This is a genomic window from Streptomyces sp. NPDC059142 (genome assembly GCF_042755665.1).
GTDB lineage: Bacteria > Actinomycetota > Actinomycetes > Streptomycetales > Streptomycetaceae > Streptomyces.
Map to the genome: position 1 here is coordinate 1 of NZ_JBHZDA010000046.1, position 16780 is coordinate 16780.

A 16780-nucleotide genomic window follows, 5' to 3' on the forward strand; every position below is an offset into this window, starting at 1 on the left:
GACTGCGCGTCGGCCCGGTGGCTGGCCCTAAGCCTCAACGCCGGGGCCGGGCGTGCGCCAGCCGGCCGCCGCGCCGACCCCGCCGCCCGCCGCCGCGCCCCCATCCGCCGCCGGTCCGGCCGCGGGCGCCGGTGCAGGCGCGGGCGCGGCGAGCCCGGGGATGGCGCAGGGCGCCGGACAGGTCCGGCACATGTGGCCGGACATCCTGGAGGCCGTCAAGAACCGCCGCCGCTTCACCTGGATCCTGCTCAGCCAGAACGCGCAGGTCGCCGGGTTCGACGGGACGACGCTCCAGGTCGGCTTCATCAACGCGGGCGCCCGCGACAACTTCACGAGCAGCGGCAGCGAGGCGGTGCTCAAGCAGGCCCTCGCCGAGCAGTTCCAGGTGCAGTGGAAGATCGAGGCGATCGTCGATCCGTCCGGCGGCACCCCGCCCCCGGCGCCCTCCGGCGGTGGCGGAGGCGGCGGGTACGGCGGAGGGGGTTACGGCGCTCCCGGTGGCGGCGGGGGAGCCCCGTCCGGCGGTGGCGGTTACGGCGCCCCCTCAGGCCCCGGTCCCGGCCCCGGTCCCGGCGCGGGCTCCGGCTCCGCGCCCGCCTCCCAGGCGTCGCGCCCCGCCGCGCCCGCCCCCTCCCGCCCCGAGCCGCCGCGCTCCGACAACAGACCCGCCTCACCGCCCCCGCAGCACACCGTGGCCCCGGAGGACGACACGGCGGAGGAGGACGATCCGGATCTCGTCGACTCCGCGCTCTCCGGCCACGACCTGATCGTCCGCGAGCTGGGGGCGACGGTGGTGGAGGAATACACGAACGAATGACGGGCCGCCGTTCGGCGTCTCATCCCACGGCCCGCACTCGGGCCGGCGCGCCCGCCCGGTTAGGCTGCCCCACGTGAAGGTCCTTGTCATCGGCGGCGGCGCCCGCGAACACGCCCTGTGCCGCTCTCTCTCCCTCGACCCCGAGGTCACCGCTCTCCACTGCGCGCCCGGCAACGCCGGCACCGCCGAGGTGGCCGTGTCGCACCCGGTGGACGCGCTGGACGGCGCGGCCGTGGCCCGTCTCGCCACCGAGCTGGAGGCGGATCTCGTCGTCGTCGGACCCGAGGCGCCCCTGGTGGCCGGGGTCGCCGACGCCGTACGGAAGGCGGGCATCCCCTGCTTCGGCCCGTCGAAGGAGGCCGCCGAGCTGGAGGGCTCCAAGGCGTTCGCCAAGGACGTGATGGCCGCGGCGAACGTACCGACGGCACGTAGTTACGTCTGCACCACCGCCCAGCAGATCGACGACGCGCTCGACGCGTTCGGCCCGCCCTACGTGGTCAAGGACGACGGGCTCGCGGCAGGCAAGGGCGTCGTCGTGACCGACGATCTCGCCGCGGCCCGCGAGCACGGGCTCGCCTGCGGCCGTGTCGTCATCGAGGAGTTCCTCGACGGTCCCGAGGTCTCGCTCTTCGCGATCACCGACGGCGAGACGGTGCTGCCGCTCCAGCCCGCGCAGGACTTCAAGCGCGCGCTCGACGGCGACGAGGGCCCCAACACCGGTGGCATGGGCGCGTACTCGCCCCTCCCGTGGGCCGATCCCAAGCTCGTGGACGAGGTCCTGGAGACCGTCCTCCAGCCCACGGTCGACGAACTGCGCCGCCGGGGGACGCCGTTCGCCGGACTGCTGTACGCGGGACTGGCGATCAGCAGCCGGGGCGTACGGGTCATCGAGTTCAACGCCCGCTTCGGCGACCCCGAGACCCAGGTGGTCCTGGCCCGCCTCAGGACCCCGCTGGCCGGTGTCCTGCTGGCGGCGGCCGAGGGGAACCTCGCGGAGCTGCCCCCGCTCTCCTGGCGCGACGACGCGGCGGTCACGGTGGTCGTCGCCTCGCACAACTACCCGGACACCCCGCGCACCGGCGACCCGATCGAAGGGCTCGACGAGGTGGCGGCCCAGGATGCGCCCGACGCGTACGTCCTGCACGCCGGCACCCGGCTGGAGGGCGCCGCGGCCGACGCCGGAACGGTGGTCAGCGCCGGGGGGCGCGTCCTGTCCGTGACGGCCACCGGCAAGGACCTGACGCAGGCCCGCGAGCGCGCGTACACGGCGCTGGGCCGGATCCGCCTCGCGGGTTCCCAGCACCGTACGGACATCGCCCGCGCCGCCGCCGGAGCCTCCGAGGGCTGATCCGGGCGGGCGGCTTCAGCCAGGCCGTCGCAGGGCGTCGCAGGCCGTCGCCGGCCGTTCCGGGGGCGCCCCTGGTCCTCCCCGGGACATCCCCGAGCGCGTTCCTCCTGCTCTCTTCGCCGTAGTCGTGTACGTCCGCGAGCCGTAGTCCTGTCGTCAGGGCTACGGCTCGCCGTCGTACGGGGAGCCGCGAGGGAGCCCCTGCGCCCTGCTCGTCAGCAGCTTTGACCAGAGCCATTCCATCGGGTGACGGTTGGGCCATCCGGATGACGGGTCTCCGGGGCCCAACTAGGGTGCGGCGCATGCGTTCCGGCACTTGGCCCACCGGCATTGCGATGTCAGTGGCGGGTGCCACAGTGGGGGAGTGAGCAACGCAGCCGACACGGCAGAGGGGGTGAGGTCCGACCATGTCCGGTTCCGGGATCGGTGACGAGCTGGGCGCTCAGGGCGCCCGTGTCCGCGCGCTCGCCGTGCTGCGGCTGCGCGGCAGGGCGCTGGCCGTCGCGCTGCTGCCGGCGGCCGTCGCCGTCGTGCTGCTGGCCGGCGGAGCGACGGGGCATCTCGACGGCGCGGGGTGGAACGTCGCGCGCTGGATGGTGACGACCCTCGCCGTGGCCGTGCTGGCGCTCGCCGCCGCTGTCGCCGCCGTCGTCGCGCGCGCCAAGCCCGCCCTCAGCCCTACCGTCGCGGTGTCGGAGAAGGCCGCTCCCGATCTCTACCGGCTGGTCCGTGATCTCGCGGAGCGCCTTGAGGTTCCCGCTCCCTCCGCCATAGCGCTGACCCCGGACTGCGACAGCTGGCTGGAGGACCGTACGCATCCGGGACACATTCCGACCCGTGAACGGATGTTCGATCGTGCACTCGGGCGGGCGATTCTGCCCCCGGCCGGAGCGACCGGCTCCACCGGCGGGCGGGGCGCCGAATCGGCCGCCGTCGCGGGCGGCGGTCCGAGGGGCGGCGAGGCCCGGCGCGGGGCCGTGGCGACCCCTGTCCTGGTGATCGGCTCACCCTTCCTCTGGTGGATGCGCGTGGCCGAGCTGCGCGCCGTCCTCGCCCCGGTCGTCGCCGGTACGGGGCTCTCGGCGCACCCCGACATAGCCGCCGCCCGCCGCTTCGTACGGGGCCTCGACGCGGCGGTCGCCGTCGCGGCGGCCCCGGGGCTCGGACCGGTGCGCAGACTGGCCCTCGGCGCCGTCGGGCGCGTCGCCCGCGTGCTGCTGCGGGGCTGCGGCGAGCACGCGGCGCTGATGGAGCGGGGCGTCGCCTCCGCCGCGTCCGAGCGCGCCCAGGCGGTCGACTACGGTCTGCGGATCGTCGCCCAGGAACAGGTGGGCCTGGCGTACGCGGGGTGGGACCGGCTGCTCACGCGCGTCGCGCTGCCCGCCTGGCGCATGGGCCGCTGGCCCTCCCGGCTGGACGCCGGTGTGGTCTCGGCCCTGACGGAGCTGTCCCGCCGCGACCGCCTGGCCGAGGGCTTCGCCTCCAGGCTCGGCGAGCGCCCCGCCTGTGACCTGCTCGAAGAGCCGGGCACGGTCGACGAGGCGGCCTCCCTGCTCGCCGCACGCCTCTTCCACGGCGGCCCGGCCGAGGCCGGTCCCGACTGGTCCCCGGTGGACTGGCAGCAGTACCCGGAAGAGGTCGTCGACCGTAAGTGGCGTACGGAGGCCGCCCGGCTGCACCGCGTCCTGGACAGCATGGAGGGCGCCGCCGGGGTCGCTACGGGCGTGAGCAAGGGGACGGTCGGTTCAGGCGTGGGCACGGGCGTCGGTTCCGGCGCGCGGGGCTCCGGCGCCGGCTCCGTCTTCGGCCCTGGTCACGGCCGCCGCCACGGCCCCGGTCGCGGCCCCGACGGCGCCGAGCGCGGGATGGGCTCCGGGAGTTCCCGCCCCGTCCAGGGGCCCACCCTGGCGCGCGTCATGGAGCATCTCGCCGGTCCCGGCGGCACGGGCAGCGAGCCCGGTGAGGCGCTGGCCGCCGGTATCAGCGCCGAGCTGGCCAGGGAGGAGGCGGCGGCCCCCCTCACCCCGGCCGAGGCCGGGGGCGACGCCCTCGCGCTCTGGGGCACCGACCCGCTGCCCCTTTTCCCCCTCCAGCCGCCCCGCACCGGCCGTGAGCTGCTGGCCGACCATGTCACGGCGATGGTCTGTTGCTCCGCCGTCGACACCGCGGGCGCCGCCCCGGGCCTGGACTGGCTCGACGGCCCGGCCCTGCTGGTCGACGGCGTGCGCAGGGCCGACCTCGGCGGGCGCGTCCTCAGCCTGGTCGAGGGCGGCGACGCGGAGCCGCTGCGCTCCTGGCTGGCCTCCCTGGGCGTCCGCGCGGAGAAGCCCGTACGCCTCGTGTGAGGCCGGGCCCCTCCCACGCCGGGCCCCTGCCACGCGCCGGGCCCCTGCCACGCGCCGGGCCCCCACGCGCCGGGCTCCTGCCCCTCGTCGCCCCCTGCCCCGGGCCTCACCGCAGCCTTGCGTCCCCGCCCTGCACCGCAGCCCCGCACCGCAGCCCCGCCCGTCCGCGATGAGGCACCGCCCCGGGCCGCGGAACCGTCGCTCCCGGGTGGCCGAATGCGTTCGCCGCTCCCGTCGCCGCCCGTTCCGATTCGCCCTCGTACGCGGATATTTGGCACCCCATGCCGCCCGCCTCCCGCCCCGGCCCGCGTTCCGGAGCGCTCCGTTCCGCTCACGTCAATTCGCGACGAACGGTGACGGGCCACACGCGTTTTGTGATGTGCTGGTGTCCGGAGCCGACCGTCGACCGTGTCACCGACCGGTCAAACGGCCTTATCACCGTCGTCATACCGGCGCGTCGGCGCACGTATCGACGCGTGCATCACTATCCGTGCCCCCTGCGGGCGCGGCGGCACGGAAGAGGGGCGCACCATGGGGGCGGACCAGATCCGGCGATGGGAATCGGGCGCTCTCGCCCACGCGGTCAGCGACCCGTTCGGCCAGGGCCCACTGCCGTGGCTGCGCGGCAGCGAGAACTACCTCGACGACACCGGCCAGGTCGTCCCCTGGTACGCGGACCCGACGCTGAGCGCGGGCCGCAGCGGCGGCCCCCGTACCGCCGACGACGTACGGGGCCAGATCAAGGGCTTCGTGTCCAACGGAGCCGTGGCCCCGGGCGAGTCGATCGACTTCCATGTCACCGTCGACCCGCCGCAGGACTTCTTCGTCGACATCTACCGGATCGGGCACTACGGCGGCGACGGCGCCTTCAAGATCACCACGAGCCCGCGTCTCCCCGGCGTCGTCCAGTCCCCGCCTCTCGCCGCCGACCGCACCGTCTCCTGCCACCACTGGTGGCTCTCCTGGCGGCTCCAGGTCCCCTCGTACTGGTCGCTCGGCGCCTATGTCGCCGTCCTCACCACGGTCGACGGCTACCGCTCCCACGTCCCCTTCACGGTCCGCGACAGCCACCCCGCCGATCTGCTCCTCCTGCTCCCCGACATCACCTGGCAGGCGTACAACCTCTATCCGGAGGACGGCCACACCGGCGCCAGCCTCTACCACGCCTGGGACGAACAGGGCCGGCTCCTCGGCGAGCAGGACGCCGCGACGACCGTCTCCTTCGACCGCCCCTACGCGGGCGCTGGCCTGCCCCTGCACGTGGGCCACGCCTACGACTTCATCCGCTGGGCCGAGCGCTACGGCTACGACCTCGCGTACGCCGACGCCCGCGATCTGCACGCGGGCCGCGTCGATCCGACCCGCTACCGGGGCCTGATCTTCCCCGGCCACGACGAGTACTGGTCCGTGCCCATGCGCACCACCGTCGAAGCCGCCCGTGACCACGGCACCTCGCTCGTCTTCCTCTCCGCCAACTCCCTCTACTGGCAGGTGGAGCTGGGCCCCTCTGCCTCCGGCGTCCCCGACCGGCTCCTCACCTGCCGCAAGCGCCGCGGCCCCGGGCGCTCCACGCTCTGGCGCGAGGTGGACCGGGCGGAGCAGCAGCTCCTCGGCATCCAGTACGCGGGCCGGGTCCCCGAGCCGCACCCCCTCGTCGTACGCAACGCCCACCACTGGCTCTGGGAGGCCGTCGGCGCGGGCGAGGGCGACGAGATCGCGGGGCTGGTCGCGGGCGAGGCGGACCGCTACTTCCCGCGTACGGCGCTGCCCGAGCACCAGGACCGGATCCTGCTCGCGCACTCCCCGTACCGCGACAGCGAGAACGCCAAGCGCCACCAGGAGACATCGCTCTACCGCGCCCCGTCCGGCGCGCTCGTCTTCGCCTCGGGCACCTTCGCCTGGTCCCCGGCGCTGGACCGCCCCGGCCATGTCGACGCCCGGATCCAGCGCGCGACCGCCAACCTCCTCGACCGGATCTGCAAACGCGACTGAGCAGACCGCGCCCCCCGGCCCTCGTGCCCCCCGGCCCTCGTGCCCCCCGGCCCTCGTACCTCCGGGCCCTCGTGCCCCCTGGACCCGTAGGCCCACGGACCGCTGGTCCGTCCGGGACATGCCGTCCGCCCGGGACCCGTCGTCCGTCCGGGCACGCCACGCACGCGTCCGGCCACCCCTGCGAGCTGCGGCTTCCGGCATACGGGAGAATCAAGGCGATCTCCTAGCTCGGACAGAACCACGGGGAGGAACCGTGTCCGGATTCGTAGAAAAGCCCGAGCCCGTTCAGGTGCCGGGTCTGGTGCACATCCACACCGGCAAGGTGCGTGATCTGTACCGCAACGAGGCGGGCGACCTCGTGATGGTCGCGAGCGACCGCCTGTCCGCGTACGACTGGGTCCTGCCCACCGAGATCCCGGACAAGGGCCGGGTCCTCACCCAGCTCTCGCTCTGGTGGTTCGAGCGGCTGACGGACCTCGTCCCGAACCATGTGATCTCCACCGACCTGCCCGAGGGCGCCCCCGCCGACTGGGCCGGCCGCACGCTCGTCTGCGAGTCGCTCGACATGGTCCCGGTGGAGTGCGTCGCGCGCGGCTACCTCACCGGCTCGGGGCTCGCCGAGTACCAGCAGACCCGCACCGTCTGCGGGCTCGCGCTCCCCGAAGGGCTCGTCGACGGGTCCGAGCTGCCCGCCCCGATCTTCACCCCCGCCACGAAGGCGGCCGTCGGCGACCACGACGAGAACGTGGCGTACGACGAGGTGGTCCGGCTGATCGGCGCCGAGAACGCGTCCCTGCTGCGCCGGACGACCCTCGACGTCTACGGCCGGGCCCGCGACATCGCCCGCGACCGGGGCATCATCCTCGCCGACACGAAGTTCGAGTTCGGCTTCGACGGCGAGCGTCTGGTGATCGCCGACGAGGTGCTGACGCCCGACTCCTCGCGCTTCTGGCCCGCCGCCACCTGGGAGCCGGGGCGCGCGCAGCCGTCGTACGACAAGCAGTTCGTACGCGACTGGCTGACCTCGCCGGCCTCCGGCTGGGACCGTACGGGCGAGCTGCCGCCGCCCCCGCTGCCGCAGGAGATCGTGGACGCGACCCGGGCGAAGTACCTGGAGGCGTACGAACTCCTCACCGGCAAGAGCTGGTAGAGACCGGGACTCGGTAGAGGCCAGGACCTGGTAGGGCCCAGGGCTTGGCGCAGGTCACGGCCTGGCGCAGGTCAGGGCCTGGCGCAGGTCAGGAAAGCGGGAAGCCCCCCGGCGGTTGGGGGGGGGGCTCCTTTCGGTCGTCCCCCGAAGGGGGCGCGGTGTCAGCCCGCCGTACCGTCCAGCAGCCGGCTGTACCGCAACCGCAGTGCCCGCTCCGTGCCGGCCACCAACGTGACCGCCGTCAGCACGACGTTGGCCCAGAACGACGGATGGACCGGCGAGGTGAAGGCCCCGACGCGCTCGGCCACCACCGCCACCTCGGTGATCTTTTCGGCGAGCTGCGCGACCAGCATGACCAGGGCGACGACGAGCACGGTCAGCGAGACGGTGCCGATCCCGCCGCTCAGCACCGGATGCGCACGGTCGAGGTGGGCCCGGCGCCCCTCCGCGGAGGCGGTGTCCGGGACGAGCAGGTGTTCGGTGCCCTTGGTGGTGACGTAGTGGCAGCGCCGCAGCCCGAAGCCGCTCAGCCGCACCTCGACCGTGCCGCCGGGGACCGGGAAGGCGGCGGGAAGCCTCGACCGGGCGTGGTGCCTGCCGTCGAGGTACAGATCGGCCTTGGCCGTCGAGGACGTCTGATCCTGACCTCGCTTGACGTCCACGGCGTAGACCGCCTGCCCGCCGCCACCGCCGGGCAGCCGGAGGTAGAACAGGGAACGGTAGGGAAGCTGCCACCAGCGGAACCGCTTGAGCGGCCTGCCGTCCCCCGGGGTGATCCGCCGGGCGGCCCGGCGGCTTCGCATCTCCTCGAACATGTCCGGCGCCTCCGTTGCTCGCTTACTCGCTTACTCGTCTGTTCGCTTACGCGCCTACTGGGTCACTCGCTCGGTTCCGCCGCACAGGAGACGTCCCGCGCGGGGCGTTCCCCGGTGGTCAGGAACGTCGTCGCCGCGTCGTTGACGCACGTGTTGCCCCCGTACGGGTAGACACCGTGACCGCCCTGATCAGCCGTCACCATCGTGGCCCGCCCGCCGAAGGCCCGCCGCAGCTCACGGGCGTCGGCCAGCGGCGTGCCCGGGTCGCGCTCGTTCTGCACCATCAGCACGTTCGACGGGCCCCGGCCGGTGATCCGCACGGGCGGTTCGGTCCGCTCCTTCGGCCAGAACGCGCAGGGGTTGATGCTCGCCGTGGAGCCGCCCAGCATCGGGTACTTGAGCCGGTCGACGGCGACATTGCGCTGGTACTCCTGGACCGTCCCCGGCCAGCGGGAGTCCCCGCAGACCACGGCGAACCGCGAGGCCATCAGGTTCTCCGTCTCCCCGGTCAGCTCCGGGAGCGGCAGTTCCGCGCCCGTGTCGACCGCCTGCCAGAACGTGGCGAGCTTGGGCATGGAGCCGTCGGCGTAGATCTGCTCGAAGGTGTAAGCGCGGAAAGCGGTCCCGTTGACGCCCTGGACCGGCTTCGCGTCCAACTTCTTGACGAGCTTCCAGAACGTGGCGGTGACCTGTCGGGGCGTGGAGCCCAGACCGTACTCGGGGTGCTCGGCGGCGAACGTGGCGAAGTCGGGGAAACGGTCCTCCATCCCCCTGGCGAGCTCACGCATGGCCGTGACGTCGTACCCGCCAGGCCCCAGATTGCTGTCGAGGATGATCCGGTCGTCGCGCCGCGGGAACAGTGTGGTGTAGACCGCGCCGAGGTAACTGCCGTAGGACGCACCGAGGTACGACAGATTCGGTTCGCCCAGAGCAGCCCGGAGGCGGTCCATGTCACGCGCGGTGTTGGCGGTGGTGGTGTGCGGCAGCATCCACGCCGTCCGCGAGCTGGTGCACTGTTCGGCGATCTTCCGCGCGGGTCCGGCCTCCCGCGTGACATCGGCGGACGTGTGCGCGTACGGCGGAAAGTTGCCGCGCCACTGCTGCTCCTCCGTCAGGTCGCACGTCACCGGCGTACTCCGGCCGACACCACGCGGGTCGAAGCCGATGAGGTCGTAGGAGTCGAGCACCTTCTTGGGCATCCCCGCGGCGGCGAGAACGGCCGGGTACGTCAGGCCCGAACCGCCCGGACCGCCGGGGTTGGTCAGCAGGACGCCGCGCCGCTGTGACGGATTCTCGCTCCTCAGCCGGGAGACGGCGACCTCGATCTGCCGGCCGTCCGGGTCGCGGTAGTCCAGGGGAACTTCGAGCGTCGAGCACTCAAGGCGAGGCGCGGAGGCTCCCTCGGGGCACGGGCCCCATTGGAGAGCGCCTGGCGTCGGTGTCACCGTTGCGGACGACGAGGCCGCCGTCGACAGCGCGGTCACCGCGAACGCGGCGGCGGTAAGAGCGAGGGACAGGCTTTTGCGCATGAGGTTTCTTCCTGTGGGGGGCTTCGACCGGCACGTGAAAGAGTCTGTTCGCCGGGCGTGGGAGATACATCGGCCCGGCGGACCGACCCGCCCCGACCGTGGGAGAGGCACCGGTCAGACCTGGGTCGCAGGCGCACCGGTCCCAGGTCTGATCCACCGGTAGCCCTGTGAGGCGATACAACGGCCCGGCCCTGAGGAGTTCCAGGCGTGTGTTCTGTCGCCGGGGCGGTTCAGCGGGGCTGCTGACGAGCAGGCCGGGATCAAGGACAACTACGCTCCCGACGGGGGTGGCGTCCTCGCGGATCTGCCGGCTGCCGCTCCGTCAGCCTGACGAACCGGCCCGGTCCACCGGCTCGCTCCGTCCGGGGTGAGCTTGGCCCCCGCGTCTTTCAGGGGGCCGGGGGAGTTGGTGCCGACAGGGGGCGATGCTGTTCACCGGGACCTGCCGCGTACGGAGTTCCGCGTCGGCAGGGGCACTCGCATCACCGCTCGCATCACTGATCGCATCACCGATCGCGCCTCCGGTGGCGTCGCGTACGGCGCGCGCCAGGCGTCGGATCACGTCGTCCTCGAAGCCTTCGGGAACCACCCCGCGCAGCACGGCGACGCCGAGTTCCTCGTTGACGACCCGGAAGGCGGCCGAGGCCGCCGCCCCGTGCAGCCGTACCGCGAAGTCGTCGGCCGGCAGGCCCAGGCGGTTCGCGATGACCGTGGTCATTTCGCACGCCACGTGGTCACAGGCCATGAGCCACGCCGTCCGGATCAACGGCTCGTGGTCCGCCAGCCGGATCATCTTGATCGCGAGCAAGGTGTCGGCGTGCTCAAGGTCGTCGGCGGCGCTCTCGTACCTGACGGCCTCCGCGGCGAGGTGATCGTCGAGGGACAGGTGGCGCGGCCAGCTCCGCAACGCGTTCGTCCCCCATGCCACGCCTTTGATCACGATGGGTTCGGCGCAGCTTTCCTTGCTGCGGAAGTGGCGCCAGATGGTGCGGGTGGACAGGCCCACCGCCTCGGCGATCCGGTCGCCGCTGGTGGCGGCCACGCCGTGTTCCCAGAACAGGCGGGACGCCTCCCGGGAGATCTCCAGACGCAGCCGGTGGCGCCGCCGCTCGCTCATTCCTCCGGCGGCAGGATGCGTGAGCATTTCCATCTGGGATCACCCCCGTCAAGACACACGAGACACAGTGGATGTCGTTAAGTGTCACGATGGCATTAAGTGGCGTGACTGGCAAGTGCGTGCTCCGTCATCGCGCGCAGGCCCGTGAGGGGTGCCGTGGGGCGCTCCGGACGCGGGTGTCGTGCCGGTCGGGCCGCCGGGGCAGGGGGCGACGGCTCCACGGGGGCGGGACCGGAGCGCCGCGACTCACGGCAGGGCGGCTCCGGGGCCGCGGGGACGGACCTTCGGGGGTGGGGGCGGGGCTTTCAGGTGCCGACCGGGTCCCCGACGGCCCCTCCCGTGGCCCTGCGGACAGCGCTTGCCACGCGTTCCGGGGCGTCGGCGTACTGCGCGGGGTCGGCGCCGTCAAGAAGGGCCCCGCCGATGTTCTCGTTGAGGACCCGGATGGTGGCGGCGGCCGCCGCGGCGTGCAGACGCACCTGGAGGTCGGTGGCCTGCCGGCCCAGCCGCTTCGCGATGATCTGGGCCATCTCGCGCTCCACCTGGTCGCAGGCCATCAGCCAGGCGGTACGCAGGGCCGGTTCCGTTTCGGCCAGCCGGATCATCCGGATCGCGAGCCCGGCGTCGGTCAGCTCGACGGTGCCGGCCTCACGGCCGAACCGGCTCGCCTCCGTGCTGAACTGCTCCTCCAGCGAGAGGTGGTCCGGCCAGCTCCGTAGCGTGCGCATCTCCCATTCCACGCCAAGGGCCACGATGGGTTCGGCGCAGCTTTCCTTGCTGCGGAAGTGGCGCCAGATGGTACGGGTGGACAGGCCCACCGCCTCGGCGATCTCGTCTCCGCTGGTGGCGGCCACGCCCTGTTTCCAGAACAGGCGGGAGGCCTCCCGGGAGATCTCCAGGCGCAGCCGCCGGCGCCGCTCGTCGCTCATTCCGCTCGCACCGCGCTTGGCCGTTGCCATGCCGGTCACCTCCGCCCGTGTCCCTGCCGACACACGAGTGTCATAATGACATTTAGTGACGTCCGGTGCCAACGTGGCGCGACTGCCGGACGGCGACGCCGACCTGGCGACCAGCGAGGTGACCAGCCAGGCGACGGTCAGGTGACCACGTAGCTGATCAGGCGGCTGATCACCCAGCTGACCGGCGCCGCGCGTGCCGTCGGACGCCCGAGCCGCCCCGCCGCCCGCGCGTTCAGGCCCGGTTCGCGCCGTCAGCTCTCAGGCGCAGGCTTCCGCGAGTGCGGCGGCGATGTCCGGAACCAGCCCGGCGACGGGGTCGTGGGTCAGCTCCGTCATGCGCAGCCGCCCGTCGAGGGTGACGACGCCGAGCACGTGCTCCCCGCGCAACTGGGTGATCTGCGCCGGGCCCCACAGGGCGGTGAGCGTGCCCGCGCCCCGCTGCCGCGGTGTCACCACACCGAGGTTGGTGATCTGGATGTCGGCCGCGGTGACGGCGGCCATCATCGCTTCGGCCTGCTCCCCGCTCGTGGGGGCGTGCTCCGTGAGCAGCGCACCAGCGGCCTTGAGGACGTGCGGAGCGCGCTGGCGCGTGAGCGAATCGTGGGTGGCGCGGGCGAGCTTCCAGAAGTCGTCCGCCGCGTACGCCTCGCTCGCGGTCCGGGCCCCGACGAAGCGGTTCACCACCTCGTCGGGCAGGCCGCAGGCCCGGCGCAGGTCCATGGGGCTCAGTATCCGTACGAACTCCCGTCCACGCCGATGGAACACCACCGCGGCGGCGGCGCAGAGCGCGGCATGCACCGTCGTGCTCTCCAGGCGGCAGCGCCGGACGAGCCGACCGGTCAGTTCCTGGTCCAGCGCCAGGGCCTGTACATGCGGCGCGTGCCCGGAGAACGGCGCGAACTCGCCGCCGACGCTCATGCGCGGATCGTCCGGCGGCGGGACGGCGGCCAGGGTGACCGGCGGCGGGACGACGCGGGCGAGGAGGTCCTCCTGCGTCTCGGGGACACCGCCGGGCGCCTGCTCCTCGCCGTCCAGGGCCGCCACCAGGTCCAGCAGCGCCCGCATCCCGCCCACCCCGTCGGCGATCTGGTGGGCGAACGTGAGCACGATGTCGCACCGCCCGCCCCGCGGCAGAAGGGTGCACCGCGCCAGCGGGCCCGGGGCCGGAGGGATCGGCCGGGTCTGCTCGGCGGCCACGACGGCTTGCCACGGTGTGCCCTCGGGCAGTGTCGTCACCGGGATCGCGCCATCGGCTCGCCGGTAGACGGCCTCGGCCGCGGTGTGGTCCACCGTCGCCGCGAGCAGCGGGTGGCGGAGGCACAGTTTCACCAGCGCCCCGGCCAGCTCGGCTTCCCCTACGGGCCGGTCGATCTCGGCGACCAGGGAGAACTGGAGGGGGTTCTCGCGCATGTAGAAGTCGATGGTCCGCTCGGCCGCGCCCAGCGGGCGCATGACCTCTCCTCGGCTCGTGGTCACTACGGCTTCCTTTCTTTCCGTGGGGGTGGCGGGCGTCGTCGGCGGCCCCCGGACGCCGGGCCGTGGCCGGTCCGCCGCCGGGTGGCACGTACGTGTCCGGGCCGTGCGCCCTGGCTGCCGTCGAGCAGCCGGTGTTCGCCGGAGAAGTCAGACGCGCTTGGCGGGCAGCAGGCCGATGGCCTTGAGCCGCTTGTTCGAGCTCCGGGCGGCCCAGGCGACCACCAGGAAGGCCAGGCCGAGCAGCGGGAAGCCCATGGCGATCTTGGCGAAGCCCAGCGAACCGACCTGGTCGGTCGCGTAGAAGTACTGCTGGACGGCGAACCTGGCGCCGAAGACGGTGGCCAGCACCACGGTGGCGATGTCGAAGTAGAGCCGCGAGCGCTTGTCCGCGCGCCAGATGTTGCCCTTGCCGGTGGCCGTGTTCCAGAGCACGCCGGCCAGCGGCCACCGCACCAGCACGGAGAGGAGGAAGACGATGGCGCCGGCCAGGCTCGCCCAGATGCCGATGAGGAAGTAGTCCTTGGCGGAGCCGGTGAACCAGACGACGCCGGCGGTGACCGCGACGCCGAACACACCGCCGACCGCGGGCTGCACCGACTCCTTGCGCACGAGCCGCGCCACGCCGATGGCGACCGCGACGGCGAGGGCGGCGACGATCGCCGCCTTGAACCCGCTCAGGTTGTTGGCGACGACGAATGCCACCACGGGCACCGTCGAGTAGACGATTCCCTTGGTGCCTCCCGCCTGGTCGAGGACCGAAGGCCGCTGCTGAGGGGCAGTCTGCTCCGCCTGCGTGTCGGACTCTGTCTCCAGGAAGCGCGTGGTCTTCATGGTGGTCGTTCTCCCGAGTTCGTCTGGGGGCGAGGTGCGGTTTCAGATTGTCACTTAATGCCAGCGTGTCATTAAGTGACTGTCATGGCTACCCCTACCCGTGTGGCGTGAGTCACACGACGATCCCTGTTCTGTCGGTTGCCCTCGGGCGGGACTCGCACTCCTTCCGGTCCCACATGCTTCGCGACCGGTTCCGTGCTTCGCGGGTCGTTGATTCGTACGGTGTGACCGGCCCGGGGTGTCCCTGGGCCGGCGCCCCGCCCTCGTACGCCACCGCCGCCGTGCTCGCCGACGCCATCCGCACCGCCGCACGGCGCGCCCACATCTCCGTCACCCCGGACGCGGTCGGGGAACGCGAACCCGCCTGGGGCCGGCGGCTCGACGTACGCGAGATCGCCTCGTTCGGCGCCGACGCGGAATGCACCGATCAGGCGGTGGCCGCCTACGTGGCGAAGTACGTCACCAAGTCCGCCGACGCCTCCGGCACCCTCGACCGCGCCCTGTTCTGCCGCCCCTGCCAGGGACGCGGCGCCACCCTCCTGCCCCACGGAACGCCGCTCCCGTGCACCGCCTGCGTCAACCAGCACCTCATCCCCGGCCTGGGCAACAAGAAGCTCGCCAAGCTCACCGCCAAAGACGTCCGCACCTGGCTCAACCAGCTCCGCACCACCTGCCAGTGCTGCGCCCGCGCCATCGACGCTCACCGCGATCAGCCTCGCTGCTGCGCCGCCGGAGCGTGCTGCTCCAAGCGGCTCTCCCCGCTGACGCTGGCGTACATCCACTCCGTACTCAAGTCCGCTCTGGAGCACGCCGTCCGCGAAGAGGAGATCACACGCAACGTGGCCCGCAACGTCCGCACGGGCATACCGCGGCCTCGTCGGTTTGAACCGCTCACGGCAGATGAAGCCCGCCAGTTCCTCGCTACTGTCCGCAATGACCGCCTGTTCGCGCTGTGCGAACTCGCCCTCCGCGCCGGACTCCGCAAGGGCGAACTCCTCGGCCTCCAGTGGGAAGACCTCGACCTCAGGACAGGCGCTGCCTGCATCCGCCGCACCCTCCAGCGCACCCAGACCGGCGGGCTCACCGCCCTATCCACCAAAACCCGCGCATCCGAACGACGCATCGCCCTCCCGTGCGAGTGCATCCACGCACTCAAGGAACACCGTGAGGTACAGGAAGGAGAACGAGAGGCCGCAGCGGACGACTGGAGGAACAACGGCCTCGTCTTCAGCACGACGGCAGGAGGACCGACCGATCCGGCGAACCTCAATCGCAGCTTCCGCGCCCTCCTCAGTCGGGCAGGGCTCCGCCGGATTCGCTTCCACGACCTACGGCACTCCACCGCCACCCTCCTCCTGGAGCAGGGCGTCGAACTCATCGTGATCAAGGAACTCCTCGGCCACGCCCACATCGGCGTCACCGCCACGGTCTACGCTCACGTGAGACTCCGCCTCCAACGCGACGCCATCGACCTCCTCGGCCGCACTCTCCACAACCCTTCGGAGACTGCCAACCAACCTGACGCCGGTGACGCCCTGCCGTCAAAGACGACTTGGGCCCCTCCGAATTCTCACGGAGGGGCCCAAATCTGTGGCAGGTGCATGCCCATCTGAAATTGACCTGCGTGACGATTATTCTGCTATTAGAATTCCGGACCCATGACGGGTCTGAACGAAATTCTTATGCATGTTCCAGCAGGTCATGAGTTCGCCGAGATTGGTGAATCGTAGGCCATACTGGCGGCGGCGTCAGCAGTCAACTCCGCCACCTAAGGGTGCGAGTTACGCGACCTTGAGGACGCTACGATTCGCCATCCGTATAGTCGCCGATTGCCACATCGAAGAGAATTGAACGCCAAAACCCTGGGTCGTCCTGTAGGGCCGGCGGATCGATCTCTCCGAGTGACCTCCCCAGTAGATCGGCAAGTTCTTCCAGCATTTCCGGATCGTCTTCACCTGCGGATCGAGCGGTTTCAATCTCGAACACACTCAAGCATTCAGACAACCTCTGCGGTGATGAATTCACAGAAAATAGAGACGGATCACCGCTGCCGCGGTAGAGCACCTCTCCGGTTTCACAGTCGACGCAGTACGCATCATCACCATCCCCGCCAGATCCCAATTTCAGAAGGTCGCGGCCTCCAACCTGCTCGGCACCGCCACCACCAGCAGCTTCCGAAGCCGAAAAAAGGACATGCTCGAGAGGCAGCCCGACCGACGAAAGGTAATCACGCGCGGCGGAGTTCCTAACGCATTTGACATATTCGATTGAATAGCGGTGGTTAGCCATCGGCGCCCGTCTCCATCTCGTAACTATGCGGTGTGGGGCGCCGCCCCCCGCGTGAGGGGGGGCCCCCCACCCGTATAAAATAAAAAATAAAAGAGAACGGAAAAAGACACAA

Annotated in this window: 12 protein-coding genes and 1 pseudogene; 6 read left to right on the forward strand and 7 right to left on the reverse strand. The window is 71.8% G+C overall.

Going from position 1 to position 16780, the window contains the following annotated elements:
* The 5 genes and pseudogenes from ACFXPK_RS18225 to ACFXPK_RS18245 form a co-directional block, all read left to right on the forward strand.
* Nucleotides 1-817: pseudogene (locus tag ACFXPK_RS18225) on the forward strand (DNA polymerase III subunit gamma and tau); the annotation flags it as partial.
* A gap of 73 nt (nucleotides 818-890) precedes the next feature.
* The gene (gene purD / locus ACFXPK_RS18230; protein WP_385076493.1) at nucleotides 891-2165 is read left to right on the forward strand and encodes a phosphoribosylamine--glycine ligase; all 1275 of its coding nucleotides are present in this window, start codon (nucleotides 891-893) and stop codon (nucleotides 2163-2165) included.
* A 407-nt stretch (nucleotides 2166-2572) separates the two neighbouring features.
* The gene (locus ACFXPK_RS18235; RefSeq protein WP_385076496.1) at nucleotides 2573-4510 is read left to right on the forward strand and encodes a hypothetical protein; all 1938 of its coding nucleotides are present in this window, start codon (nucleotides 2573-2575) and stop codon (nucleotides 4508-4510) included.
* Nucleotides 4511-5041: 531 nt separating this feature from the next.
* Nucleotides 5042-6502, forward strand: coding sequence for a N,N-dimethylformamidase beta subunit family domain-containing protein (locus ACFXPK_RS18240; RefSeq protein ID WP_384996367.1), 1461 nt, complete (start codon nucleotides 5042-5044; stop codon nucleotides 6500-6502).
* Nucleotides 6503-6755: 253 nt separating this feature from the next.
* Nucleotides 6756-7652 carry a phosphoribosylaminoimidazolesuccinocarboxamide synthase gene (locus ACFXPK_RS18245; protein ID WP_385076499.1) on the forward strand — a complete coding sequence of 299 codons (897 nt, stop codon included), beginning with the start codon at nucleotides 6756-6758 and terminating at the stop codon, nucleotides 7650-7652.
* 161 nt (nucleotides 7653-7813) lie between these two features.
* On the opposite strand, the gene ACFXPK_RS18250 is transcribed toward ACFXPK_RS18245, so the two are convergent.
* The 6 genes from ACFXPK_RS18250 to ACFXPK_RS18275 all read right to left on the reverse strand — a co-directional run bounded on the left by ACFXPK_RS18250 (nucleotide 7814) and on the right by ACFXPK_RS18275 (nucleotide 14379).
* Nucleotides 7814-8467, reverse strand: coding sequence for a hypothetical protein (locus ACFXPK_RS18250; RefSeq protein WP_385076501.1), 654 nt, complete (start codon nucleotides 8465-8467; stop codon nucleotides 7814-7816).
* Between the two features lie 62 nt (nucleotides 8468-8529).
* Nucleotides 8530-9996: an alpha/beta hydrolase gene (locus ACFXPK_RS18255; RefSeq protein ID WP_385076503.1), complete on the reverse strand. Its 1467-nt coding sequence runs from the start codon at nucleotides 9994-9996 to the stop codon at nucleotides 8530-8532.
* 322 nt (nucleotides 9997-10318) lie between these two features.
* Entirely contained in the window at nucleotides 10319-11140 is an 822-nt protein-coding gene (locus ACFXPK_RS18260; RefSeq protein ID WP_385076506.1) for a helix-turn-helix domain-containing protein, read from the reverse strand.
* A 278-nt stretch (nucleotides 11141-11418) separates the two neighbouring features.
* Nucleotides 11419-12072, reverse strand: coding sequence for a TetR/AcrR family transcriptional regulator (locus ACFXPK_RS18265; protein WP_384990401.1), 654 nt, complete (start codon nucleotides 12070-12072; stop codon nucleotides 11419-11421).
* A gap of 258 nt (nucleotides 12073-12330) precedes the next feature.
* Entirely contained in the window at nucleotides 12331-13548 is a 1218-nt protein-coding gene (locus ACFXPK_RS18270) for a peptide synthetase (protein WP_385076509.1), read from the reverse strand.
* A gap of 147 nt (nucleotides 13549-13695) precedes the next feature.
* The gene (locus ACFXPK_RS18275; protein ID WP_385076512.1) at nucleotides 13696-14379 is read right to left on the reverse strand and encodes a DUF3159 domain-containing protein; all 684 of its coding nucleotides are present in this window, start codon (nucleotides 14377-14379) and stop codon (nucleotides 13696-13698) included.
* A gap of 224 nt (nucleotides 14380-14603) precedes the next feature.
* On the opposite strand from ACFXPK_RS18275, the gene ACFXPK_RS18280 reads away from it, so the two are divergent.
* A complete protein-coding gene (locus ACFXPK_RS18280) occupies nucleotides 14604-15992 on the forward strand; it encodes a replication initiator (RefSeq protein ID WP_385076514.1) in 1389 nt (462 codons plus the stop codon).
* A gap of 187 nt (nucleotides 15993-16179) precedes the next feature.
* Here the strand turns inward: ACFXPK_RS18280 and ACFXPK_RS18285 are convergent, their stop codons facing one another.
* Nucleotides 16180-16668, reverse strand: coding sequence for an SUKH-4 family immunity protein (locus ACFXPK_RS18285; RefSeq protein WP_385076516.1), 489 nt, complete (start codon nucleotides 16666-16668; stop codon nucleotides 16180-16182).
* Nucleotides 16669-16780: the final 112 nt, after the last annotated feature.